Raw genomic sequence first — 23,299 nt, 5'->3', positions numbered from 1 at the left:
GGCTCACATTCCGGGCTCGGGCTGGGGTAGTGCGGATTTTCGGCGGCGCAGCAGCACCCGCCTGCTGCCGTCGGTGTAAGCCCGGACGCGGGAGAGCTCCCAGCCACCGAACTCGGCCTGGATCGTCAGCCGCATGGATGCTGTCACCCGCGTGACATCTGGTGGCAGGCGCAGCGGAACATACTCGTAATCGTCGCTGCTGGTTTCCCAACCCGCGGGCAGGGAACGTCGCTGCGCCCGAGGCGCAGCCGGATCGGGAGGTGCCGCGGAATCGTCGCCCGCGCGCGGTGTCCGAGCCATCACTGCCCTCTCTTCCGATCGTCCGCACCGATCCGTTGCAGACCGTCGCCGGTCGCGGACCCGACGAACAAGTCGCCGGTGCGCTGCTCGATGGTCACCGAGTTCGGTTGCCGAACGGTCGGGTAGCGGCCCACTTCCTCCGGTATACCCGTCGACAGATCGAAACCGACGACCTCGTTGCTCTGCGTACACGTCACCCACACGGTGTCCGACCGCTGATCGTAGGCAAGTGCGTAAGGCGAAGATCCTACCGGGAAACGCTGCCTCAGCACGAGCGGTCCGGCAGTGTAGACCAGCAGTTCACCGCCCGCAGTGTCGGTGACCACGACCCGACCGCGGGAATCGCCGATCATGTCGACGGCGCCGGCACCCGCCCGCAGAGCCAATCCGAGCCGGTGTTCGCCCAGGTCGACCTCGGCGATGGAAGTCTGGTGGCGGTCGAGCACCGTGACGTTGTCCCCGGTGACGGCGATCTCGTCGGCCGAGACGAGTCCCGAGACGGAGTCGCCGGCCACGCCGCTCGCCGACACGACCGACACCCGGCCCTCCGCGGTGCCGACCAGCAACGAGCCGTCCGCACGCACTCGCACCGATCGCACATCACCGCTGACGGCGACCTCGCCTACCGTGCCGGTGGCGGTATCGACGCGCAGCACCCGCCCCGCCGCGGTCGCCAAAATCTCACCCGGCTTCCCCTGCGCCAGCCCGGTGGCGCGATCGGGCAGCTGCACAGTACGGGCGACGGGTCGAGCGGAATTCGGGTCCCACAGAGTCACGGTGGCGCCATCCAGGGCGGCCAGCAGACCGGTGTGCGGATCGGATTCCAGCGCGGCGATCGGACCGCTCGGCAGGACTCGGCCGCGGGGCGCCACCATAACCGTGGGCGCGACCGCGGCGGTGGCCGGTTCCCGGGTCGGCACATCCTGACCACCGGTGCCAGAGGAGCATCCGGCCAGCACAACCGACACCGCCACACCGGCGAGTGCCGCGCAGACCGAGCCACGAGGGCGCATCCACCGAACTCCTTCTACCGACAAACCTTCCGCAACCAGACCATCTGACCATGATGACGCAACCGTCGGACCGACCGGGGTGGCGGCGCGAGCAGAATGTCGGTGATCGGGGCTACGGTGGAATGATCACAGTGTCCGAATCAGGGAGTTCCGGTTGAAAGCCGACCACTCGTCGGGATTTGCCATCGATGACATCACCGTCGGCCCTTACGCGCACGGCTTCGGCACAACGGCCGACGGCCGCCCCTTCGCATTCCGGACCATCCGCTCGACCCTGATGCTGGAGATCTACCGCCGCGACCTCGACAGCGACGTCCCGGCCCCCGAAGACGTCGTCGCCGTCGCCGTCGCCGGAGTCACCGACATCGACCTGGATGACGAGCGCAGTATCGTCGCGCTGGTACGGGACATGATCCCCGTTGCCGCGGTGGTGCGGACTCCCGCGGAACGAAATGTCACGACCGTCCGAGCCCTGCTGGCACGAATCAGCTCCGTCATCGATGGTATGTAGACAGTGATGACTGACAAACGACTCGCGCGGGCCTCGGCGGGCATACTTCTGGCAGCTGTCGTCGCCGCCTGCGGCAGCGGACCCGACGAGGCCGCCGTCGATATCGCGCGCTCGTCGGCGAACGCCTCGCTCGCGTCCTCGGTCGCCACCTCCGCCGCCGCGCATCGCCCACTGCCCACCGCCGCCGAGCTGGACACCCGAATCAAGAAGGCCCTGGACCCGTCGCTACCCGACAGTGAGCGCACCGACCTGATCGAGGACGGCGAGGCATTCCGCGATGCCATCCCCGACATGTACCGAGCCCTGCGGGACAACCCCAGCGCCCGCTACGGCGTGACCGACCCGGTGTTCGACAACCATGACGGCACGCTCACCGCAACCATGCGGCTGGACAAGGACGGCACCGGCACGGCCGTGCGCACCACCATCGTGCATTTCGTGCGCGTCGACAGCGAGTGGAAGATCTCGCGCACCGACCTGTGCGGCATCCTGCGCGCAGCCGACTACCGCACGCCCGCCTGCGGTTGACCCCGGGCTACTCGACTCGATGCCGAAGTCAGGATCGCTGCGGTGGGGACGATTCATCCACCGCAACCGCTTTCTCGTACTCGCTGCCTTCCTCCTGTTCGTGCTCGTCTCGGGGTGGTATGGCCGTGACCTGTCCGGACGGCTGACCCAAGAGGGGTGGTTCGACGAGAGCAGTGAATCGGTTGCCGCGGCGACGTTGGCCGACAGTACCTTCGGTCGTGACACCGACAGCGATCTCATCCTGCTCTACACCGCCCCGGACGGGAAAACCGTCGACGACCCGGCCGTTCGCGGCCCGGTGACCGACCAGCTCGCCCAGCTGTCGGCCAGCTACCCCGACCGCATCCTGAAGATCGACAGCTACTGGGACAGCCCGTTTTCCGCGCAGGCCACCGACGCCGCGCACACCCACGCGTTCGCCAGCGTCGGGTTACGGGGCTCGGGCACCGCGACCGTCGAGAACTACGCGGCAATCAAGGACCACCTCGGCGCTGGACGCGACGGCGGCGGCCCCGGCGGCACAACCGTCCAACTGGCCGGGCTGCAACCCATCGTCGAAGGCATCAACACCGGCATGCAGCGCGACATCGAACGCGCCGAAGTCATCGCCCTGCCGATCGTGGCGATCCTGCTGTACTTCGTGTTCGGCGGCGTGATCGGCGCACTGCTGCCGGTACTGATCGGCGGCATGACGATCCTCGGCACCCAAGGCGGGCTGCGGCTGTTGACCGACCACATCGACGTCAACGTCTTCGCTGGCGCTGTCATGACCCTGGTGAGTCTGGGACTGGCGATCGACTACGGCCTGTTCACCGTCACCCGATTCCGCGCCGAACTCGCGACCGGACGCACTGTCGAGCAAGCCGTGACGCGCACCATCGCCACAGCCGGACGCACGGTACTGTTCTCGGCGGCGATCGTCGCGATCAGTCTCGGCACGCTGTTCATCTTCCCGAACGGGGTGCTGCGCTCGGTGCCCTACGGCGGCATCAGCTCGGTACTGCTCGCTGCGCTGCTATCGGTGACCGCGCTACCAGCGGCCCTGAGCATCGTCGGGCACCGCATCGACACCCTGGGATGGAAACGGTTCTCCCGCACCAAAACCCCGGATCAGATCGACGCCGGATTCTTCGCACGACTCGCACTATCGGCGATGCGACGCCCGCTCGCGGTGACGATATCGTTGGTGCTCGCGCTCCTCGCGCTGAGTATCCCCTTGCGGCACAGCGAGTTCGGCGGACTCAGCGAACGCTACCTCGCCGACGACAATCCGGCGCGGGTCGCACAGGAACGATTCGACGAGCTGTTCCCGAGTTTCCGTACCGAGCCGTTGAAACTCGTGGTGGTGGGCGCCGACCCACAACAGTTGAGCGATATCCGATTCACCGCCAACCAGGTGCCCGGTCTGACCGGACGGTTCGAGCCCTCGGCGCCGACCGAGGACGGGATCAACGTGCTCGCCGCCGGACTCGCCGACAAGCGTGACGCGGACCGAGTGATCGCGGCGCTGCGCGCCATCCCCGAACCACCCGGGGTCGAGGTCATGGTCGCCGGGGTGCCCGCGCTGGAACGCGATAGCATCAACGGCCTGCTCGCAGGTCTGCCGGTGCTGCTGGCCATCCTGACCGCCGCGGCGCTGACCCTGTTGTACGCGGCGTTTCGGTCCCTCGTGCTCGCCGTGAAAGCCGTCGTCATGAGCGCGCTGAGCCTCCTGTCCACCCTCGGCATGCTGACCTGGGTGTTCGTCCAGGGGCACGGCGCCGACCTGTTGCACTTCACGCCAGGACCGTTGATGTTCGCGGTCTTGGCGCTGATCGTCACGGTCGTGTTCGGATTGTCCACCGATTACGAAGTGTTCCTGCTGTCACGGGTATCGGAAGCACGAGTCGCGGGCGCCGACGCACCCGAGGCGATCCGCTACGGCATCGCCCACACCGGCGGCGTGATCACTTCCGCGGCGGCCATCCTCATTGTGGTCACCGGCGCGTTCGGCTTCTCGGACCTGGTACTGATGAAGTACATCGCCTACGGCATGATCGCGGCACTGATACTCGACGCCACAGTCATCCGCATGCTCCTGACACCCGCGGTCCTGAAACTGATTTGGCGGTAACGGCGTTCTTTGCCGCGCTACGCGCCGACCCTTTCGTCCAGCGAGCACGAGACAGCTCACCGGTCAGCGGCGGACGGGCAGGACCAACTGGGCGCCGGTGACCGGGTGGTCGAGGACCTCGACCGGATGCTGGTACACGCGAGTGAGCAGGCCGGTGGTGAGGACCTCGCGAGGTGGGCCGTCCGCGGCGATGCGACCGGATTCGAGCACAGCGACGCGGTCGGCGTAGGCGGCGGCGATACCGAGGTCGTGGAGGACCACGACCACTGCTGCCCCCGCCGCGGCGCGGGCAGCCGCCAGACGCAGCACCGCTTCCTGATGACCGAGATCCAGCGCGGCCGTCGGCTCGTCCAGAAGCAGCGTACCGGTGTCCTGGGCGAGCACCCTGGCCAATGCCACCCGGGCACGCTCACCCCCCGACAGCGTCGGAAACGACCGCGCGGCAAGGTGTTCGACGTCTGCCGCGGCCATCGCGGCGGCGATCTGCTGCTCGTCGGACTCACGGCGCTCGGTGCGCACCCACGGTGCGCGCCCCATCGCCACCACTTCCCGTGCGGTGAACGGGAATCCCACGGTGTGGCTCTGCGGCAGCACGGCCCTCCGCCGCGCCATATCCAGCGGCGACCAGTGCCCCAACGCTCGCCCCTCCAGCTCGACCACCCCGGCGCTGGGTGTCAGCTCCCCGGCCAGCGCAGCGAGCAGCGTCGACTTACCGGCACCGTTCGGCCCCACCAGCGCGACAACCTGCCCCGCGACCACCTCGAAATCGATCCCCTCGAGCACCCGCCGAGCAGCACCGCCCCCACGCCGATCCACACTCACCCCGACCGCCCGCAACGTGACAACACCACGTTCCAGCGGCCTCGGCAACACAGGTGCCCGCCCGAACACGCTCACCGACCTCCTCTCGATCCCCGTCGATCGGCGCACCACGGCGGGGAGCTCTCGCGGTCCACACGGGTCGGCTGCCACATGACCGAGCGCATCGCGATCACGCCCACCCCCCGGAGCGGGCACGGGTTCGGCGCAACAGCCAGAAGAAGAAGGGACCGCCGATCAGGGAAGTGAGCATGCCGAGGGGCAGATCGGCGTTGTCGACCAGCGAGCGTGCCGCCACGTCAGCGGCGAGCAGGACGACGGCGCCGACGATCGCGCTCAGCGGGATCAGCACGCGGTGACCAGGGCCGACCAGCATCCGCACCAGGTGCGGGACGATAAGGCCGACGAACAGGATGATGCCGGTGAACGCGACACCCGCGGTGGCCAGGACAGCGACCACGACGATCACGTTGCGGCGCAACCGTTCCACGTCGACGCCGAGATGACGGGCGGCGGATTCACCGAGCGCCAGCAGGTCCAGTCGCGGCGCGATCAACACGGACGCGGCGACACCGACACCGGTGAGGATCGTCACCACACCGACGGATTCCCAGGTGGCGCCGTTGAGCGAACCCAACTGCCAGAACACGATCTGGTCGCGCGCCGCGGGGGAGGCGACGAACAGCAGCAACGCGATCAAACCGCCCGCGAAAGCGTTGATCGCGACCCCGGTGAGCACCAGCGTGACGACCTCCGTACGTCCATTGGACCGCGCCAGCAGATACACCAACAGCGTGGTCGCCAAGCCCGCGACGAAAGCCGCGGCGGCCACCGACCATGCCGCGACGAACGCGCCGCCGACCACGATCACCGTCCCCGCTCCGACCGCAGCCCCCGCCGACACCCCGATCACACCCGGTTCGGCGAGCGGATTCGCGAACACCCCTTGCAATAGCGCACCCGCTGTCGCGAGCGCGGCGCCGACCAGCGCCGCCAGCACCACGCGCGGAAATCGCACCTGCCACAGTGTCACCTCACCGGCCGGATGCGCGGGAATCGACCCCCACTCCCACCCGATCCGGTGCAGGACGCTGCCGGCCACCTCAGCCGGCGTTGTCGGCACCTGACCGATCGCCGCGGAAACCAGCGCCAGCAGGACCAGACCCGTAACGGCCACCACGAACACGAGCGTCACTCGCGAGCGGCCCCGCGACTTCGACACCGTGGTGGGCGAAGGCCGCGCAGATTCCCTGACCGAGGAACTCATGCCGGCTCGGTGCCGTACACGGCCTCGTTCAGCGCAGCGATCACCCGACCGGTGTTGGGTCCGAAACTCAGCAGTACCGCGTCGGCCATGTCCACCACCCGCCGGTTGCGCCCGGCCGGGGTCTGGGCGATGCCGGGCACCTTCTCCAGTCCGTCGACTCCGCCGACCGACTTCAAACCGTCCGACATCACCAACAGCACATCCGGCGCCGCGCCGATCATGGCCTCACTCGTGATCGCGGTGAACGGCTCGGTCAATCCAGCGACCGCGCCCGCGTCCCGCGCGCCGAGCGCGGCGATCAACGCGTCCGCGCCCGACCCCGGCCCCGCGAGCATCGTGATGGCCGTCGAGCGCAGGTACAGGAACGCAATGGTCAGCTGCGGATTCCGGCCAGCAACGGCGGCACTCGCCGCAGCGATCTCATCACGGGTACGCTGGGCCAGCGACTGCCCGCGGTCGGGCACGCCCAGCGCTCCCGCGACAGCCTCGATCTGTGGCACCACCCCCTGCATCGTGCGCTGCGGATCGAAGTAGACGACGGTGACACCTGCCGCACGCAACTGCTCGCGCACCGCGGGCGCCGCACTGGTGGTGTCGGTCAAGAACACCGAAGGCCGCAGCGCCAAAACGGATTCCACGTTCAACGATCCATTGCCGCCCGCCACGTTGGGCACATCCCGCACGGCGGGGAAAGCAGCGGAGGTGCTGCGCCCGACCAGCTTCGGCCCCAACCCGAGCGCGAACACGATCTGAGCCAGGGTGCCATAACGGTCCACCGCGATGATGCGATCGGCAGCGCTGACGGTGACCTCGGCGCCGTCGAACGAACGCACCGTCACCGGAAGCACCGGCGACGGCTCCGGCCCGATCGGCACCGGGTTCATGTCCGCCAGCCTCGCTGTCGAGGGCCCCTGCCCGGCGCCGGACACCCCACCCTCGCCGCCGCACGCGACCGAACCGACCAGCAGACCCACCACGAACAAGACCAAGACGACACGTGCCCCGCCGGCACGGACTCGGTCCACAAGCCCACCAACGGTCACTGCAGCGCTCATGCAGGCAAGGCTAATCTCCCTCACTCGGTCCGCGCACTGACATCGTCCAGTGCGGCCGCGATCGCACGCGGCAGTTCGAGGGTCTCGGCAGCCAAAACCCCGGTGAGCTGCCCGATGTCGCGAGCGCCGACGATCATGCTCACAACGGCGGGCCGATCCCGGATCCAGGCCAGCGCGACAGCCAACGGCGAGGTCCCCAGCCCATCCGCGGCAGTCACCAGAGCGTCCACCACCCGGGTAGCGCGGTCGTCGAGCCCGCTGCGGATCTCGGCGGCGGTCGCCTCGTCGGCGCCGCGCGAATCGGCCGGAACACCGTCCCGATACTTGCCGGTGAGGATGCCGCCCGCCAGCGGCGCCGAAGCGATCACACCGACACCGTGATGCTGGGCGGCAGGCACGAAATCAGCCTCCGAGCCACGGGCCAGCAGCGAATACGGTGTCTGCGCCGCGGCCAAGGGGACGATCGCGGCCAAACTGGCCAGCTGCCACGCCCCGAACCCCCGCACCCCCGCGTACCGGACCCGACCCGACCGCACAGCCTGCTCCAAGGTCGAGGCGACCTCCTCGAGCGGCGTCCGTGGATCCCACACCCCCACATTCCAGATGTCGAGATAGTCGGTACCGAACTCCAGCAGCGTCCGATCCAGTTGCCGCAGCAGCGCCCGCCGCGACGTGTCCACCCCGGTCTGCGCCGCCTCCGGACCAGGCACCCCGGCCTGCTCGGGGATACGCTGCGGCACGATCCCCGCACATCCGCTCAGCACCAGATCGTCTCGCGAGACCAGGTCCCCCAGCAGCTCCGCCAGAATCCGCTGCGCCCCACCACGCGCATAGACAGGCGAGGTGTCCACCAACGTGCCACCCGCCTCGACGAACGCCACCAGCTGCACGGCAGCATCGTCGGCATCAGTGTGCGACCCCCAGGTATGGGTCGCCAGACCTATCCGGGACACCCGCAGGCCGCTACGTCCGACCGTCCGCTGTTCCATCACCGTGTCCGCGCTTTCGTCACGGCGCCAAGCCTAGAGCGTGCCACCGCGAGTCGGCGTCCACGCGCACCGTGGGTCGCGCCGACACCGGCCCGACATGTCCACATCGCCACGACACTGTACTGTCGCTGCGAGATTGCGGCGGTGACCACGTCGGTGCAACCCGTCGGAACACCAATTGCCCAGTCGGATCGAATATTTCGGGCAGCAAAGAGAGGGAATTCGTGGGCGAGTCGATGACCTGGGTACAAGCACTGGTGCTCGGTCTGGTGCAGGGATTGACAGAGTTCCTGCCGATTTCGTCGTCGGCGCATCTGCGCATCGTGTCGGCGGTATTCTTCGGCGACGACGCGGGAGCCTCGTTCACCGCGGTAACCCAGCTGGGCACCGAGGCCGCCGTCCTGGTGTATTTCGCCAAGGACATCGGACGGATCGTGCAGGCATGGTTCCGAGGCGTGGCCGACAAGGCGCGACGCGGGCTCGACTACCAGATCGGCTGGTATGTGATCATCGCCACTATCCCGATCGGCGTGCTCGGCTTCCTGTTCAAAGACCAGATCCGTACCGGGGCGCGGAATCTGTGGCTGGTGTCGTTCATGCTGATCGCCTTCGCATTGGTGATCGCGCTCGGCGAGTACTACGGCCGCAAGGAACGCCCGCTCGAGCAGCTGACCACCCGCGACGGTCTGGTGATGGGCTTCGCGCAGTGCCTGGCCCTGGTTCCCGGCGTGTCGCGTTCGGGTGCGACGTCGACAGCGGGTCTGTTCCTCGGGCTCGAGCGCGAAGCGGCCGTACGGTTCTCGTTCCTGCTCGCCATTCCCGCCGTGACCGCCTCAGGCCTGTTCAGCCTGCCGGACGCGTTCGAACCGGCCGGCGAGGGACTCAACGCCAGCGGGCCGCAACTGCTGGTGGCGACGCTGCTGGCGTTCGTCGTCGGCTACGCGTCGGTGGCGTGGCTGCTGCGGTTCGTCGCGCGACATTCGCTGGACTGGTTCGTCGGCTACCGCATCGTGCTCGGCCTGACCATCATGGGCCTGTTGGCGGGCGGGGTGGTCTCGGCGACATGATCGCTAGGCTGGCCGCATGACGGTGATCCTGCTCCGGCACGGTGTGTCGACCTCGAACACCGCCCGAACCCTGGCCGGTCGCAGCACCGGCGTCGAACTCACCGAGCGCGGCGACGAGCAGGCGAGGGCCGTGGCCGAACGACTGGCCGGGTTGCCGGTCGAACGCATCGTGCACTCCCCACTACTGCGCTGCCAGCGCACGGTGGCGCCGCTGGCGGAGAAGTTCGGGCTCGATCCGGTGTTCGACGAACGCCTCATCGAGGTGGACTACGGCGAATGGACCGGACGCCCGATCACCGAACTACTCGAGGAGCCGCTATGGAAGGTCGTGCAACAACATGCCTCCGGCGCGGTGTTCCCCGGCGGCGAGGGTTTGGCGCAGGTACAGGCCCGCGCGGTAGCCGCGATCCGAGACCACGACCGGGCACTGGCCCGACAACACGGACGCGACACCCTGTGGGTGGCGTGCACCCACGGCGACGTGATCAAGTCGATCCTCGCCGATGCCCTGGGCATTCACCTCGACGGCTTCCAACGAATCATGGTCGAACCCGCCTCGATCAGCGTGGTCCGCTACACCCCGACCGCACCCTACGTGTGGCGGGTCAACGACACCGGCACCGACCTGTCCGCCCTCGCGGCGACCGCGGCGCAACGCCCGGCGACCGCCCGCTCGGCCGACTCCGCCGCCCCCACCCCCGATCCGTCCGGACCGATGCCCGGCGGCGAGCTGGGCGGTAGCGGAAGTGCGGATAATGGGAATGCGGAGCGCTGAGATTCCTTGTAACGAAGTACCGGCCGTTGGATGGAAACCGCGCGCTGCGGGTAGTCGATCAGGGCCACGTATCAGGAGGTGCATGTGTCACGCGCAATCCATGTATTTCGCACCCCCGATCGTTTCGTCGCCGGGACCGTCGGTGAGCCGGGCGATCGCGCGTTCTATCTCCAGGCCGTCCAGGAACCGCGCGTCGTCAGCGTCCTGCTGGAGAAGCAGCAGGTGAAAGTGCTCGCCGACCGGATGGGCCTGCTGTTGGACGAGGTAGCGCGCCGCTTCGGCGCGCAGGTGCCGCCGCAGCCCGAAGACGTCTCCGACACCGCGCCCCTGGTGACCCCGATCGACGCCGAATTCCGAGTCGGCACCATGGGCCTGGGCTGGGACGCGGACGCGGGCGCGGTGGTGGTGGAACTGCTGGCGATCACCGAGACCGAGGTCGACGAGTCGGTGGTACTCGACGATACCGAGGAGGGCCCGGACGCGGTCCGGGTGTTTCTCACCCCCATCCAGGCCCGCGAATTCGCGCTGCGCTCGACCCGCGTCATCGCGGCAGGACGTCCACCGTGTCCGCTGTGTGGCGAACCGCTCTCGGCGAGCGGGCACATGTGTGTGCGCACCAACGGATACAAACGCGGTGACATCTTCGGCGCGGCCGAACTAGAGGAGTGATTCAGTGGCCGAGGCCGGGGACCGATTCCGCACCGGCGAACTGACGGTGATCGGACGGGTCAGTACCGCCAGCAATGTGACCCTGGTCTGCGAGGTGAACACCACCGGCGACGCGGAATCCGATCCGATCCGGGTGGTCTACAAACCGATCCGCGGCGAGCAGCCGCTGTGGGATTTCCCCGATGGCACTCTGGCCGGACGCGAGGTCGCGTCCTATCTGATCTCCGAGGCGCTCGGCTGGGGCGTGATCCCCGAAACCATCCTGCGCGAGGGCCCCTTCGGGACCGGAATGGTCCAACGCTGGATCATGGGCGTAGACAACCACACCGAGCAGGGCAACCGGCTCGATCTGATCGACCTGTGCCCGGCCGGCGCCGTTCCGGACGGCTTCCGCGAGGTGTTACGCGCGACGGACCAGGAAGGCAACGAAGTGTCGCTGATCCACGCCGACGATCCGCGTCTGCAGCGAATGGCCGTACTGGACGTGCTGCTGAACAACGCGGATCGCAAGGGTGGACACGCCCTGGAAGGCGCGGACGGACAGGTATACGGCGTCGACCACGGCATCTGTCTGCACACCGAGCCCAAGCTGCGCACCGTGTTGTGGGGGTGGGTGGGTCAGCCGATCTGCGACGGCCTGATCGCCGACGTCGCCGCGTTCGCCTCGAACTTGCCCGGCGCCCTCGCGGACCTGCTCAGCGCGCACATCACCGACGCCGAGATCGACGCGCTCACCGCGCGCACCCACCGGCTGCTCGCCGAACCGGTGATGCCCGCGCCGCGCACGGCCCGCCCGATCCCGTGGCCCGCCTTCTGACCGCGCCGCCGAGTGCCCGCACTCGACAACCGTCCGACCGGAATTCCTGGCACAGTTGAACTTCGAGGTGTGCTCGGCGCAACGAGGAGGACCCGATGACCCACTCGACCGGAGACCGCACGACACCGACAGTGCAGATCGGCATCGGCACACCGACCTACACCTTCGCGCTGCACTACGTGCACCTGTACGACAAGAAGCCCTACCCCGACACCGACCTGCATCTCTACCACAACGGCATCTATTGGCTCAGTTCGACGGGGGAGAATCACTTCGGCGTCTACGTCGTCACCGAGGGATCGGTGGATTCCGGGCGGTTCACCATGCGGTTCATCTCCTTGCCTTCACCGGACTGGGGCGACACGGTCGCCTATCACGAACTGGAGTTCGATGTGGCGCACGGCCGGTTCACCCAGATCGCCCTCGCGGACACCGACCCCGACATTCCGGACCTGGACGGCACGTTCACCATCACCCGGAACACCATCGCCGATCCCACCCGGCGCGCTGACAGCTGATTCAGCGAGACCCAAAACCTCGACATCGCACGACACACAGGAATAAGCAGGTCGCCGTCAACTCCGCGACGCCTCCCGCAGCCCCCAGGACCGGGGCGGAAGTAGCTGCGCTCGACCACACCTTTACCCTCGTAATCATGCAGTCGTGGTCCGATATCGCCCTTCCGACCGTCCCCGGAGCAGGGCCGCCATTGCGGTTGTACGACACCGCGGACCGCCAGGTGCGGCCGGTCACCGCGGGCGCTACGGCCACCATGTACGTATGCGGGATCACCCCCTATGACGCGACCCACCTCGGCCACGCCGCGACCTATCTGACCTTCGATCTGGTCAACCGGGTATGGCGGGACGCGGGCCACGACGTGCACTACGTACAGAACGTCACCGACGTCGACGACCCGCTGTTCGAGCGGGCCGCGCGCGACGGCGTGGACTGGCGCGACCTGGGCAGCTCCGAGGTCGCCCTGTTCCGAGCGGACATGTCGGCACTGCGCATCATGCCGCCCCGTGACTACATCGGCGCCATCGAATCCGTCGACGAAGTCATCGAACTCGTACAGAAGCTGCTGGCCTCCGGCGCCGCCTACATCGTCGACGACGACGAATACCCCGACATCTACTTCCGCGCCGACGCCACCGAGCAGTTCGGCTATGAGTCCGGCTACGACCGCGCCACCATGGAGCGACTGTTCGCCGAACGCGGCGGCGACCCGGACCGTCCCGGCAAGCGAGACAGCATAGACGCACTGCTGTGGCGCTCGGCCCGCCCCGGTGAGCCGTCCTGGCCCGCCCCGTTCGGCGCGGGAAGGCCCGGCTGGCACATCGAGTGTTCGGCGATCGCCTTGAACCGGATAGGCCCCGAATTCGACATCCAGGGCGGCGGCAGCGACCTGATCTACCCGCACCACGAATACTCCGCCGCGCACGGCGAAGCCCTGATCGCGGGCCGTCGTTTCGCCCGCCACTATGTGCACGCCGGCCTGATCGGGCTGGACGGGGCGAAGATGTCGAAATCCAAGGGCAATCTGGTGCTGGTCTCCGTATTGCGCCGCAACGGCGTCGACCCGGCCGCGATCCGCCTCGGTCTGCTCGCCGACCACTACCGGCAGGACCGCATGTGGACCGACGCCGTACTCGAACAGGCCCAACGTCGGCTCGAGCTGTGGCGCACCGCCGCCGCGCTGGCGTCGGGCCCCTCGGCGACCGATACCGTCGCACGTCTGCGCCGACATCTGGCCGACGACCTGGACACGCCCAAAGCGCTCGACGCCGTGGACAATTGGGCCCGCCAGGCCCTGGACTACGGCGGTCAGGACATCGAAGCGCCCGCACTGCTCACGACCGCCGTCGACGCGCTGCTCGGCATCCGCCTCTGATAACTATCTCCCGCACACACAGACACTTCGAGCTGAAGTGTGCAATCTGTGTGTGACACGAAAGTCTCCCTGAGGCCGGGTCCACCCAGCGTCCCTGTTTTCGCATGGCTCGCCGCCGCCCTGCGCGCGCACCGATAATCGCCACCCTCGGGCTCGTCAATGGGACAGATGCAGGCGACCGACCGCGTCGGCACCGTATAGGCGGTAGCCGTCCGCCCACCGCTCTACGGGTCGTATGACTCCGCTGTCGGATCAGAATCGGATCGTGCGTGTCGACAACGCGGTGCGGCGAGCGAGCTCTCCGATCGTGTAGCGGTCCGTCTCTTCCCTCATGCCACCAACCTGCACCTTCCACCCACTGGAAGGTCGAATCGAGCACCGCTCGATCGCCGTCCAGCCGAATTCGCGGCGGGCGCTGCCAACTACTACACGCCACACCGCGTCGAGGTGTCATGGCTCACGGGCACCTGGTAAGCGGAATTGCGTGCGCTGCGCGATCCGGCGGACTATGCGCGACCGGGCAGCTCACCCTGGCGCTCCGACCAGTGCCACACACGTCGGGTACGTCTTCACCGTGGCTACCCCGCCGAGTGCACGTCCGCCGGTTCGTGCACCGTGGCGGCCAGCTGTTCGGCGTAGAGCCGCTCGATCTCTTCGCCGTACTTGGCGGCGATCGGCTTGCGTCGCAACTTCATCGTCAAAGTGACCTCATCGCCACCCGGCTCCCAGAAAGTGGGCAGTACGGTGAAACGTTTGATCTGCTCGACACGCGACAGCGTCGCATTTCCCGCCGCGACCCCGCGCGCGATCTCGGCGATCACGCCCGGATCAGCGGCGAGAACGCCCGCCGACGCATCCGCAAGACCGTGCCGGGCCGCATACAGCGCGGCGGTCTCGGCATCGATCACGATCAGCGCCGTGTTGTACGGGCGCGCGTCGCCGATCGCGGCGATGGCCCCGACCAGCGCCGACGCGGCCTTGATCGCATTTTCGATATTCGCCGGGGACATGTTCTTTCCGGCGGCGTTGATCAGCAGTTCTTTCTTTCGGTCGACCACGCGCAGGTAGCCGTCGCCGTCGACGGTGAGGATATCGCCGGTGTGCAGCCAGCCATCCGGGTCGAGCGCCTCAGCGGTCTTCTGCGGTTCCTTGCGGTACCCCTTCATCACCAGCGGCCCCCGCACCAGGAATTCGCCGTCTTCGGCGATGCGCCACTGCATCCCCGGCAACATCCGGCCCACCGAACCCAGCCGCGCCTGCTCCGGCGGACAAGCACTGGCCACGCACGTGAGTTCGGACATGCCCCAGATCTCCGAGATCGGGATACCGAGTCCGAAGAAGAAACCAAGCGTTTGCGGCGGGATCGGCGCGGCACCGGACATGGCCCACTTCGTCTGGTCCAGACCGATTTTCGCGCGCAACACCGACAACACCTGCTCGTCGGCCTTCGCCCATTCCGCGGCCAGCTCGGCACTGATCGGCTCATCCCGCAACTGCGCGTCGGCCTTGCGTGCCGCCACACCCAACGCCCAATCCAACCCGGCCCGAACGCTCTCGTCGGGCTCGTTGGCGACCGAGAACTCGATGGCCGCCTTCAGCTTCTCCCACACCCGCGGCACCGCACCCCAGATCGTCGGATGCACGTCCACCAGGGCGGCGGGCAGCAGAGACCGGTCGGGCACCACCGTGAGCTGGATGCCGTACACCTCCTGCAGATACAGGTTGCAGAACCGGTCGGCCATGTGCGCCGAGGGTAGGTAGGAGGTCTGACGGTCGCCGAACTCCACCGGAAGCACAGCGTGGAACGCCCGCGCCTCGGCCAGCAGGTTGGCGTGCGTGATCTCGACCCCTTTGGGATTGCCGGTGGTACCGGAGGTGTAGACGAGGGTGAGGACGTCGTCGGGTCGCACCGCCCGCCAGGTCGTCTCGAAATCGAAATCGTTGCGGCCCATGGCCTTCAACTCATCGACGCCGATAGTGCCCTCCGGTGTGCCGTCGAGGCAGACGATGGTCTCGATCGGCGCGCCCGAGCGGCGGATACGCTCGACGTACTGCTGCTCACAGATCACCACCCGATTACCCGCATTCCCGAACACATACTGCAGCTGTTCGGCGGCCAGGGTGTTGTACACCGAGAACGAGGTCGCGCCGGTATGTTGTACGCCGACCTCGATCGGATAGAACTCCACCCGGTTGGCCATCATCAACGCGACAGTCTCACCACGACCGATCCCGAGGGCGTGCAACCCGGCGGCGATCTCACGGACCTGGTCGGCGTATTGCCGCCAGGTCAGCGCATGAGTGCCGCCGATGGACCGCACGGCCACGGCCTCCGGATCGATGGCCGCAGTTCGCTGAAACGCGGCGCAGGACGTGTTCGGTTCGGACATCGCACAACCTCATTCAGTACATCAGCTTTCCCAGACAGTAAGGTGCCCGACCGCGGCGCGGAGCCCTTTCGGTCGATCGGCAGCGATACGGTCATACCAGCAAGCGGACCATCGCGCAGGCAGCTGCGCACGAGTGCCCGGAGGCCGAACACAGCGGGTCATCGTGTAGATTCCGGGCACGGGGGGAGACCAGGATCGAGTGGAGCGGCACGACGACGTGCAGACCGCGAGGTCCGCGCACGGCACTGCGGAGGCGTTTCTCGCGCACGCGGATCTGAAAGCCCGTCACAGTGCAGCAGCACGGCCGTGGGCAGATCGATCGTGCACACCGCTATCGCAAATCGGCATGCTGACACGTGAACAGCTGCGGCCCAACCGTTTCGCGCATAATCGGAGAGCGGTGTAGCACGCCGTACGACACGCCGACAGCGCCTCGACTCCATGTGCGCGCACCGCAGTGGGCCAGGGGCGAACCGCCAGCGATTCCGCGGCATCGCACGCTGTCACGTCGCGCATGCACGGGCGGGCTCTTCCTCCAACGTTCACGACGGTGTGCCCGTTGCCGTGGAGTACCGTTCCAAGGCCCGATCACCAACCGCCGCTATATATTTCATCCGGTAACAGCTACCACGAGTCGCTCGCACCTGGACGTAAGGACTTCACCGGGCTCGTCCCAGCCGACGCTACAATGGGGTACTGTTCGGTCCTTCGACCCTGCCCGAACGAAACAGAACGGCGCACCGAATGTCACGTGTGGTCACCAAGGAGCAGTACTTCGATACCGCACTGGAGGTGCTGGCCGAGTTCGGTTTCAAGGGCCTCAACATCGGCGTGCTATGCCGACGACTCGGCGTCACCAGCGGCTCGTTCTACCACCACTTCGGCAGCTGGCAAGGATTCGTCGACACCCTGCTCGACCACTGGGAGAACCGGCAGGTCCGAATCCTGCGCACACTGAAGTTCAACCAGGGCAACCCCGACGACGACATCCGCGCCATGTCCGACCTCGCCGCCGGACTCCACCACGCCGCCGAAGCCGCGATCCGCGCATGGGCCGCAAACGACGAATCAGTCAACCTCGCACTCAAACGCGTCGACGATTCCCGCAGGCGGACCGTACACAAAGCGATCAAAGGCGTCGTCCGCGACAACGACACCGCCGCCGTAGTGACCTCACTGGGCATGGCGATGCTGGTCGGCTATCAGCAGATCGCCGCAGGCGGCGAGAACCTGTCACTGGACCAGCTACTCACCGAATACGCGCGACTGATCTACTCCCACGCCGAGCACTGAACACCCGGCGCTAGCCGAGCAACTCGTCCACATAGCACCACCGCCACGCCTCACCCGGCTCCACACTGCGCATCACCGGATGCCCGCTGCTCGCGTAGTGCTTGGTCGCATGATTACCCGGCGACGAGTCACAGCAGGCGACGTGCCCACACGACAAGCACATCCGTAGATGCACCCACACCAGCCCCTCGGCCACACATTCAGCGCACGTGTCGCATCCGGTGGAATCACGCACCAGCGGCGCGGCACGCAGATGCGCACAGCTCCGGTCGTCGAGCGGGACGGCCAACGGTTCGACCCGCTCTTCCTCCTCCTCGTCGAACCGTTCGATCATCGACTCCTCCAGATCCAACTGCGCCATCACATGCCGGAGGATCTCGTAATCCACCGCACCCGAATCCCGCACGGAAAGCACGGTCGCACGTTCGGCGCGCAACATCTCCAGCCGCAGCCGCCGATACTCGGCGGTGGGGGTGACCAGCTCGGACTCCGCGCGCCCGAGCCGTTCCCACGCGGCGTTGGTCTTCCACGTGACGCGATCACGCAACGTCGCCACCACGATCGGCGAGGTGTCCGGCGTGATCTGCGCGTCGAGCGCCGCAAGACCCGCCGCGGTCGCCTGCTGCAGCAGGTTGGCCTTCTGCAACGCGTCCTCGGCGCGACTGGGCCCGCGCAGCCGAAGCAGCCGGACCAGCCACGGCAGCGAACCCCCTTGCACCAGCAGCGTGCCCGCCACCACGACCAGCGCGAGCAGCTTCAAGACCGGTAGTTGCGGAGTGTCCTCCGGTAACAACAGCACCGCCGCCAACGTCACCACACCACGCATACCCGCCCACGACACCACCACCGGATAACTCAGCGGCACCTTGTCGACCATCCCCAACCTGCGCGGCAGCAGCGTCCACGGAAACACCCACAACGGCCGCGCCAGCATCGTGACCGCGAGCACCGCGACCGCCGACAACAGCAGCGTACGGTGGTTGAGACCGCTGCTCCACGCACCCTCGAGAATCGCGCGCATCTGCAACCCGATGACGACGAACACCACACTCTCCAAGATGAACTGGATGGTCCGCCAGTTGATTCGCTCGGCGGTCCGCGACGCCGCGCTCTGCCACGCCTGCGCGTTGTGCCCGAGAATCATGCCGCAGGTGACCACCGCGATCACTCCGGAGGCATGAATACCCTCGGCGGGCAGATACGCCACGAACGGCGCCAGGAAAGACAGCGTCGTGTCCAGCACCGGATCGGTGAGCCGCCGCCGCAGCATCGCCAACAGATAGGCGACGACGATCCCGACCACCGCGCCACCGACCGCCGCCAAGACGAAGTCACCACCGGCCTGCCACACCGACAGCGTGCCGGCCGTCGCGGCGATCGCGGTACGCAACGCCACCAGCGCCGTCGCATCATTGAACAGCGACTCCGCCTCCAGGATCGTCACGATCCGCCGCGGCATCCCGATCCGCCGCGCCACCGCGGTCGCGGCCACCGCATCCGGAGGCGCAACCACCGCGCCCAACGCGACCGCGACCGCGAACGGCACCGGCAACAGCGACCACACCACCACCGCGACAGCGAACGTACTGAACAGCACCAACCCGACCGATAGCAGCAGAGTGGTGCCCGCATTGGCCCGAAAATCCACCAGCGACGTGCGGAGCGCGGCGGTATACAACAACGGAGGCAGCAGACCGAGCAGAATGATCTCCGGATCCGGGTGGATCTCAGGTACAAACGGCAGATACGACGCCGCCACCCCGGCCACTGTCAGCACCAGCGGTTCGGACACCCCGAACCGACGCGCCAGCGCCGCCAACGCGGCCGCCGACGCGACGAGAACAACGAAGCTGATCGCGACATGCACCACCGCATTCTCGCAGAGCACACGCCGCAAAAACCGGCCGCGCGGTATATGACATGTGCGCCGTCGGCCGAACGGCTGTGCCCGGCGCGTACACGCGTCATGCTTGTCGGCGACGAAGGAGGTAGACATGGAGGAGTTTGCGTCCTGGCGAGCGGAAGGACGACGGCACACCCACCGCGGCCATCAGATCTTCTGGCGGGACGGCGGAACGGGCACCGACGGCACACTCGTCTGTATCCACGGATTTCCCACCGCGTCGTGGGACTGGCATGCCGTCTGGCCCGGCCTGTGCGAACGCTTCGCACGGGTCATCGCCCCGGACATGATCGGCTTCGGCTGGTCGGCCAAGCCACGCCACTACGACTACACGATCACCGACCAAGCCGACATCCACGAGAACCTACTACGCGAACAGGGCGTCGCCCGTTTTCACATCCTCGCCCACGACTACGGCGATACCGTCGCGCAGGAACTGCTCGCGCGTGACGCCGAACGCCGCGCGGTCGACGACGACTCTTTGATGATCGAATCGGTGTGCCTGCTCAACGGCGGACTGTTCCCCGAAGCCCACCGACCCCGGCTCGTACAGCGACTGCTGGCCAGCCCACTCGGTCCGATGGTCGGTGTACTCGGAACCGACCGCACCTTCTTCCGCAACCTGGCCGCGGTATTCGGACCCGACACCAAACCCAGCGACACCGAATTACACCAGTTCTGGCTACTGTGGTGCAGTAAGCACGGAAAACGCAACGGGCACAAGCTGATCCGCTACCTGGCCGAGCGCCGCAAGCACCGCGAACGCTGGGTCGGCGCACTCCAGCAGGCCCAGGTTCCGGTCCGGCTCATCGACGGCCCACTCGACCCGGTCTCCGGCGCCCACACGGTACGCCGCTACCGCCAACTGATCCCCGACCCGGACGTGGTGGAACTGCCGAAAATCGGCCACTACCCACAGCTCGAGGCGCCGGAGGAGACACTCGCGGCCTTCCTGGAATTCCACGGCCACCGAGTGCATTGACCCGCACCGTCGGTGATCGCGGCGCGGTCGTACTACCGACCGCGCCGCTGCGCCGTCCACGCCCGAATCCGACCTGCCCAACGAGCCACGACCACCACTCACCTCGAGCACGCGGTCGGCGCCTAATCCCGCTCGACCCCGGTACGGCCACCCGTCTCCCCGGGCGCCCGCGTCACCGCCACCCACGTACTGTTCACGGCCGCAGTGCCCGAGAACATGTCCGTCAACGCCGGATCATGCAGCAGATTCACATTCGCCCCCGGCACCGACGCCGCCACCGTCCAACCGACACCCGGTTCACCATGCCCCCACCCATGCGGGATCGCCACCGTACCCACTCGAATATCCTCGCTGACCTCCAGTGGCACCACAATCGAGCCGGTAGGCGAGTTCACCGCAACCAACTCACCATCGCCGAGTCCACGCCCCGCCGCATCCGCCGGATGCATCAGCGCCGTACACCGGTCACGCCCCCGGACCATCGCAGGCACATTATGCAACCAGGAGTTGTTGCTACGCAGATGACGGCGACCGATCAACTTCAAGTCATATCCCTCGGCCGGAGTCGTGAACGCCTTGCCCTCCCGCGCGTCATCGAGTACCGCGCGCGCCGCCGCGACGAAATCATCCGGCGCCAAACACACCTTCCGATCCTTCGTCCCGATCAACGACCGCAGCCGTGACCGCAGCGGACCCAGATCTATCCCACCCACCGCTGCCCTGGCCTTGGCGACCGTCAACCCCTTACGGCCGCGTCGCAGGACCCCGTACGGACCCGCTGCCACTCCCCACGACGCCACCCGCACCGGACTGACCCGATCGAACACGGTATTCAGCACCCGCCCGGTGAACCGACGCGCAGGCAGCGGCAACATCTCGGTAATCAACCGCGCCATGATCTGCCAATCCTCCAACCCGCCCGCGGGTGGATCGAATACCCGCGCGTCGTACCGCAGGTTGTTACGCACACTGAACACCGGGAACAGCACGTTGACGTCTTCGCGCTCCAGCGGCGAGATCGGCGGCAGAATGAAGTCCGCGTGCCGAGTCGTCTCCGTGATGTACATGTCCACGGCCACAAAAGAATCCAGCGAGTCCAGTGCCGCACCCAGACGGCCGCGCTGCGGCGTCGACAACACCGGATTGCCCGCGTACGAAATCATCGCCCTGATCTGCCCCTCACCCTCGGTCAGAATCTCGTCGGCCAACACCGCCACCGGCAACTCCGAACGAAACGACTTGTAAGCGCCGGACCGATCCGTCCACGCCCCGTACCGCGCCGGCAGATACTTCGTATACCGGGCGACATCGATCGGCGGTGTCGCGAACATCTGCCCACCCGGCCGATCCAGATTCCCCGTCACGGCGTTGATCGCGTTCACCAACCAATGCGTCAGTGTGCCTGCCACCTGCTGACACACCCCGATCCGCGCATACAACACCGCCGACGCAGCCGCAGCATGCTCACGGGCGAGCACACGGATTGTCTCCGCGTCCACACCCGCCAGCGGCGCCATCCGCTCCGCAGTAGCCTCCGACACCAAGGCACACAGATGCTCCCACCCCGTGCTCACCGCGCCGATCGCCGCCTCGTCACACAGATCCTCCGTGACCAGCACATGCAGCATCGCCAGCAACAGGTACACGTCACCACCCGGACTCACCGCGACATGCTGATCGGCCAGCCGCGCCGTCTCGGTCCGCCGCGGATCGATCACCACGACCTTCCCGCCGCGGCGCCGCACCGCACGAATCCGCTGCTTCGCGTTCGGCATCGTCGTGATCGACCCATTCGACACCGCGGGATTCGCACCCAGAATCACCAGCCGATCCGTCCGATCGATATCGATGACCGGCATCAGCACGTTCGAACCGAACATCCGCCACGCCACGAACTCCTGCGGAAACTGATCGATCGACGACGCCGAGAAAAAGTTCCTCGTCAGCAACACCGCACGCAGCATTATCGCGTACAGCACCGATGAACTGTGCGCGGCCGGATTACCCAGATACATGCCGATCGCACTCGACCCGTGCTGGCGACGCACCTCACGCAGCCGCTGCCCGATCTCCCGGAACGCCTCCTCCCACCCGACCGGCTCGAATGACACACCCACCCGCCGCACCGGAGCGCGCAAACGGTCCGGATCATGGTGCAGCCCGCCCATCGCCGTCGCCTTCGGACAGATATACCCGTTCGACAGAACATCCTGCGGATTCCCCTCGATCCGCGTCACCCGGTCCTGCTCGACAGTGACCAGAATCCCGCAGTGGGCCTCACACAACGTGCACTGCCGGGCGATGGTGGAAGCACTCATGGATTTTCACCTTCTACCAGATCGCTGCGATCTCTCCCACAGGCTAACCGCACCCCCGCTTCCCGTACAGGTCGCTACGACGGGTGAATCCGAGCATGGACATGCATGTCGTGCCAGCCGTCCGCATGCAGCCCGGCGCTTCGCTTGACGCCCTCCACCACGAATCCCGCCTTCGTCGCCGCACGTCACGACGACAGATTGTGCACCGAATGCAACACTTCCAGCCGGTGAAAACCGACCCCGAACGCCCACCGGGACACGATCGCCAACGCCCCCGGCATCACACTGCGGCCCCGCCAGGCCGAACGGTCCAATATCCGACCTCCGCCAACCCCTCGGCCGGCATCATGCGCCGCAGCCCCATGCGTCCCACCACCGCATCACCGACCGTGACCGCCCACTGCGGACATGCCAGCGCTGGACGTCCGGATCCTGATAGGCGGAATGGACCACGGGCGCGTCTGCGGCTGACCACGGTCGTAACGTCACTATGTCACCCGACAGGGTTGGCTGGGTCCCGCCACCGAACACGTCGGCGGCGACCACATCGGTTGTCGGATCAGGCACCTCGACATTGTCACCGGACGCTGTCGACT

21 protein-coding genes are annotated in these 23,299 nt (G+C 67.1%); 11 read left to right on the top strand and 10 right to left on the bottom strand.

Annotated features, from left to right (window positions below; genetic code table 11):
* Positions 1-3: 3 nt before the first annotated feature.
* Both AB0B25_RS24025 and AB0B25_RS24020 read right to left on the bottom strand, forming a co-directional pair.
* Entirely contained in the window at positions 4-300 is a 297-nt protein-coding gene (locus AB0B25_RS24025; protein WP_357183472.1) for a DUF5703 family protein, read from the bottom strand.
* On the bottom strand, positions 300-1,313 hold the full coding sequence (locus AB0B25_RS24020; RefSeq protein ID WP_357183469.1) for a hypothetical protein: 1,014 nt from the start codon (positions 1,311-1,313) through the stop codon (positions 300-302). Before AB0B25_RS24020 ends, AB0B25_RS24025 begins: the two co-directional genes overlap by 1 nt.
* A 154-nt stretch (positions 1,314-1,467) precedes the next feature.
* Here AB0B25_RS24020 and AB0B25_RS24015 point away from each other — a divergent pair, with 154 nt between their 5' ends.
* The 3 genes from AB0B25_RS24015 to AB0B25_RS24005 are packed head-to-tail and all read left to right on the top strand — an operon-like array spanning position 1,468 to position 4,465.
* Complete coding sequence (locus tag AB0B25_RS24015) at positions 1,468-1,824, top strand: hypothetical protein (protein WP_357183466.1); 357 nt, start codon at positions 1,468-1,470, stop codon at positions 1,822-1,824.
* Between the two features lie 6 nt (positions 1,825-1,830).
* Entirely contained in the window at positions 1,831-2,352 is a 522-nt protein-coding gene (locus AB0B25_RS24010; RefSeq protein WP_357183463.1) for a hypothetical protein, read from the top strand.
* A 19-nt stretch (positions 2,353-2,371) separates the two neighbouring features.
* On the top strand, positions 2,372-4,465 hold the full coding sequence (locus AB0B25_RS24005) for an MMPL family transporter (protein WP_357183461.1): 2,094 nt from the start codon (positions 2,372-2,374) through the stop codon (positions 4,463-4,465).
* Positions 4,466-4,528: 63 nt separating this feature from the next.
* Here the strand turns inward: AB0B25_RS24005 and AB0B25_RS24000 are convergent, their stop codons facing one another.
* The 4 genes from AB0B25_RS24000 to AB0B25_RS23985 form a co-directional block, all read right to left on the bottom strand.
* Positions 4,529-5,362, bottom strand: a complete 834-nt coding sequence (locus tag AB0B25_RS24000; protein ID WP_357183458.1) for a heme ABC transporter ATP-binding protein — start codon at positions 5,360-5,362, stop codon at positions 4,529-4,531.
* A 94-nt stretch (positions 5,363-5,456) separates the two neighbouring features.
* Positions 5,457-6,551: an iron ABC transporter permease gene (locus tag AB0B25_RS23995; protein ID WP_357183455.1), complete on the bottom strand. Its 1,095-nt coding sequence runs from the start codon at positions 6,549-6,551 to the stop codon at positions 5,457-5,459.
* On the bottom strand, positions 6,548-7,606 hold the full coding sequence (locus tag AB0B25_RS23990; RefSeq protein ID WP_357183452.1) for an ABC transporter substrate-binding protein: 1,059 nt from the start codon (positions 7,604-7,606) through the stop codon (positions 6,548-6,550). Before AB0B25_RS23990 ends, AB0B25_RS23995 begins: the two co-directional genes overlap by 4 nt.
* A 20-nt stretch (positions 7,607-7,626) precedes the next feature.
* Positions 7,627-8,595 (bottom strand): aldo/keto reductase, encoded by a 969-nt coding sequence (locus AB0B25_RS23985; RefSeq protein WP_357183449.1) that lies wholly within the window; start codon positions 8,593-8,595, stop codon positions 7,627-7,629.
* A gap of 224 nt (positions 8,596-8,819) precedes the next feature.
* Between AB0B25_RS23985 and AB0B25_RS23980 the strand changes: the two genes are divergently transcribed.
* The 6 genes from AB0B25_RS23980 to mshC all read left to right on the top strand — a co-directional run bounded on the left by AB0B25_RS23980 (position 8,820) and on the right by mshC (position 13,817).
* Positions 8,820-9,662 carry an undecaprenyl-diphosphate phosphatase gene (locus AB0B25_RS23980; RefSeq protein ID WP_357183447.1) on the top strand — a complete coding sequence of 281 codons (843 nt, stop codon included), beginning with the start codon at positions 8,820-8,822 and terminating at the stop codon, positions 9,660-9,662.
* 16 nt (positions 9,663-9,678) lie between these two features.
* Positions 9,679-10,437, top strand: a complete 759-nt coding sequence (locus AB0B25_RS23975; RefSeq protein ID WP_357183445.1) for a histidine phosphatase family protein — start codon at positions 9,679-9,681, stop codon at positions 10,435-10,437.
* 84 nt (positions 10,438-10,521) lie between these two features.
* On the top strand, positions 10,522-11,106 hold the full coding sequence (locus AB0B25_RS23970) for a DUF3090 domain-containing protein (protein WP_357072119.1): 585 nt from the start codon (positions 10,522-10,524) through the stop codon (positions 11,104-11,106).
* A 4-nt stretch (positions 11,107-11,110) separates the two neighbouring features.
* Positions 11,111-11,923 (top strand): SCO1664 family protein, encoded by an 813-nt coding sequence (locus tag AB0B25_RS23965; protein WP_357183442.1) that lies wholly within the window; start codon positions 11,111-11,113, stop codon positions 11,921-11,923.
* A gap of 95 nt (positions 11,924-12,018) precedes the next feature.
* On the top strand, positions 12,019-12,441 hold the full coding sequence (locus tag AB0B25_RS23960) for a hypothetical protein (protein ID WP_357183439.1): 423 nt from the start codon (positions 12,019-12,021) through the stop codon (positions 12,439-12,441).
* Between the two features lie 137 nt (positions 12,442-12,578).
* Positions 12,579-13,817: a cysteine--1-D-myo-inosityl 2-amino-2-deoxy-alpha-D-glucopyranoside ligase gene (mshC, locus tag AB0B25_RS23955; protein WP_357183438.1), complete on the top strand. Its 1,239-nt coding sequence runs from the start codon at positions 12,579-12,581 to the stop codon at positions 13,815-13,817.
* 578 nt (positions 13,818-14,395) lie between these two features.
* On the opposite strand, the gene fadD11 is transcribed toward mshC, so the two are convergent.
* Positions 14,396-16,207, bottom strand: a complete 1,812-nt coding sequence (gene fadD11 / locus AB0B25_RS23950) for a fatty acid--CoA ligase FadD11 (RefSeq protein ID WP_357183435.1) — start codon at positions 16,205-16,207, stop codon at positions 14,396-14,398.
* A gap of 744 nt (positions 16,208-16,951) precedes the next feature.
* Between fadD11 and AB0B25_RS23945 the strand changes: the two genes are divergently transcribed.
* Positions 16,952-17,500, top strand: a complete 549-nt coding sequence (locus AB0B25_RS23945; RefSeq protein WP_357183432.1) for a TetR/AcrR family transcriptional regulator — start codon at positions 16,952-16,954, stop codon at positions 17,498-17,500.
* Between the two features lie 10 nt (positions 17,501-17,510).
* Here the strand turns inward: AB0B25_RS23945 and AB0B25_RS23940 are convergent, their stop codons facing one another.
* Positions 17,511-19,367 (bottom strand): Na+/H+ antiporter, encoded by a 1,857-nt coding sequence (locus tag AB0B25_RS23940; RefSeq protein WP_357183429.1) that lies wholly within the window; start codon positions 19,365-19,367, stop codon positions 17,511-17,513.
* 127 nt (positions 19,368-19,494) lie between these two features.
* Here AB0B25_RS23940 and AB0B25_RS23935 point away from each other — a divergent pair, with 127 nt between their 5' ends.
* A complete protein-coding gene (locus AB0B25_RS23935) occupies positions 19,495-20,385 on the top strand; it encodes an alpha/beta hydrolase (RefSeq protein WP_357183426.1) in 891 nt (296 codons plus the stop codon).
* A 122-nt stretch (positions 20,386-20,507) separates the two neighbouring features.
* On the opposite strand, the gene AB0B25_RS23930 is transcribed toward AB0B25_RS23935, so the two are convergent.
* Both AB0B25_RS23930 and AB0B25_RS23925 read right to left on the bottom strand, forming a co-directional pair.
* Positions 20,508-22,703: a molybdopterin-dependent oxidoreductase gene (locus AB0B25_RS23930; protein ID WP_357183423.1), complete on the bottom strand. Its 2,196-nt coding sequence runs from the start codon at positions 22,701-22,703 to the stop codon at positions 20,508-20,510.
* A 345-nt stretch (positions 22,704-23,048) separates the two neighbouring features.
* Positions 23,049-23,270, bottom strand: a complete 222-nt coding sequence (locus AB0B25_RS23925; protein WP_357183421.1) for a hypothetical protein — start codon at positions 23,268-23,270, stop codon at positions 23,049-23,051.
* Positions 23,271-23,299: the final 29 nt, after the last annotated feature.

This window comes from Nocardia sp. NPDC049190 (genome assembly GCF_040648115.1).
Taxonomy (GTDB): Bacteria; Actinomycetota; Actinomycetes; order Mycobacteriales; family Mycobacteriaceae; genus Nocardia.
This window is presented reverse-complemented; position numbering and strand designations above follow the sequence as displayed.

Coding starts and splice junctions, on each gene's coding strand:
- AB0B25_RS24005 (WP_357183461.1), top strand. CDS start 2,372: ATGCCGAAGTCAGGATCGCTGCGGTGGGGACGATTCATCCACCGCAAC.
- AB0B25_RS23975 (WP_357183445.1), top strand. CDS start 9,679: ATGACGGTGATCCTGCTCCGGCACGGTGTGTCGACCTCGAACACCGCC.
- fadD11 (WP_357183435.1), bottom strand. CDS start 16,207: ATGTCCGAACCGAACACGTCCTGCGCCGCGTTTCAGCGAACTGCGGCC.
- AB0B25_RS24020 (WP_357183469.1), bottom strand. CDS start 1,313: ATGCGCCCTCGTGGCTCGGTCTGCGCGGCACTCGCCGGTGTGGCGGTG.
- AB0B25_RS23935 (WP_357183426.1), top strand. CDS start 19,495: ATGGAGGAGTTTGCGTCCTGGCGAGCGGAAGGACGACGGCACACCCAC.
- AB0B25_RS24025 (WP_357183472.1), bottom strand. CDS start 300: ATGGCTCGGACACCGCGCGCGGGCGACGATTCCGCGGCACCTCCCGAT.
- mshC (WP_357183438.1), top strand. CDS start 12,579: ATGCAGTCGTGGTCCGATATCGCCCTTCCGACCGTCCCCGGAGCAGGG.
- AB0B25_RS23960 (WP_357183439.1), top strand. CDS start 12,019: ATGACCCACTCGACCGGAGACCGCACGACACCGACAGTGCAGATCGGC.
- AB0B25_RS23930 (WP_357183423.1), bottom strand. CDS start 22,703: ATGAGTGCTTCCACCATCGCCCGGCAGTGCACGTTGTGTGAGGCCCAC.
- AB0B25_RS24010 (WP_357183463.1), top strand. CDS start 1,831: ATGACTGACAAACGACTCGCGCGGGCCTCGGCGGGCATACTTCTGGCA.
- AB0B25_RS23945 (WP_357183432.1), top strand. CDS start 16,952: ATGTCACGTGTGGTCACCAAGGAGCAGTACTTCGATACCGCACTGGAG.
- AB0B25_RS23990 (WP_357183452.1), bottom strand. CDS start 7,606: ATGAGCGCTGCAGTGACCGTTGGTGGGCTTGTGGACCGAGTCCGTGCC.
- AB0B25_RS23995 (WP_357183455.1), bottom strand. CDS start 6,551: ATGAGTTCCTCGGTCAGGGAATCTGCGCGGCCTTCGCCCACCACGGTG.
- AB0B25_RS23985 (WP_357183449.1), bottom strand. CDS start 8,595: ATGGAACAGCGGACGGTCGGACGTAGCGGCCTGCGGGTGTCCCGGATA.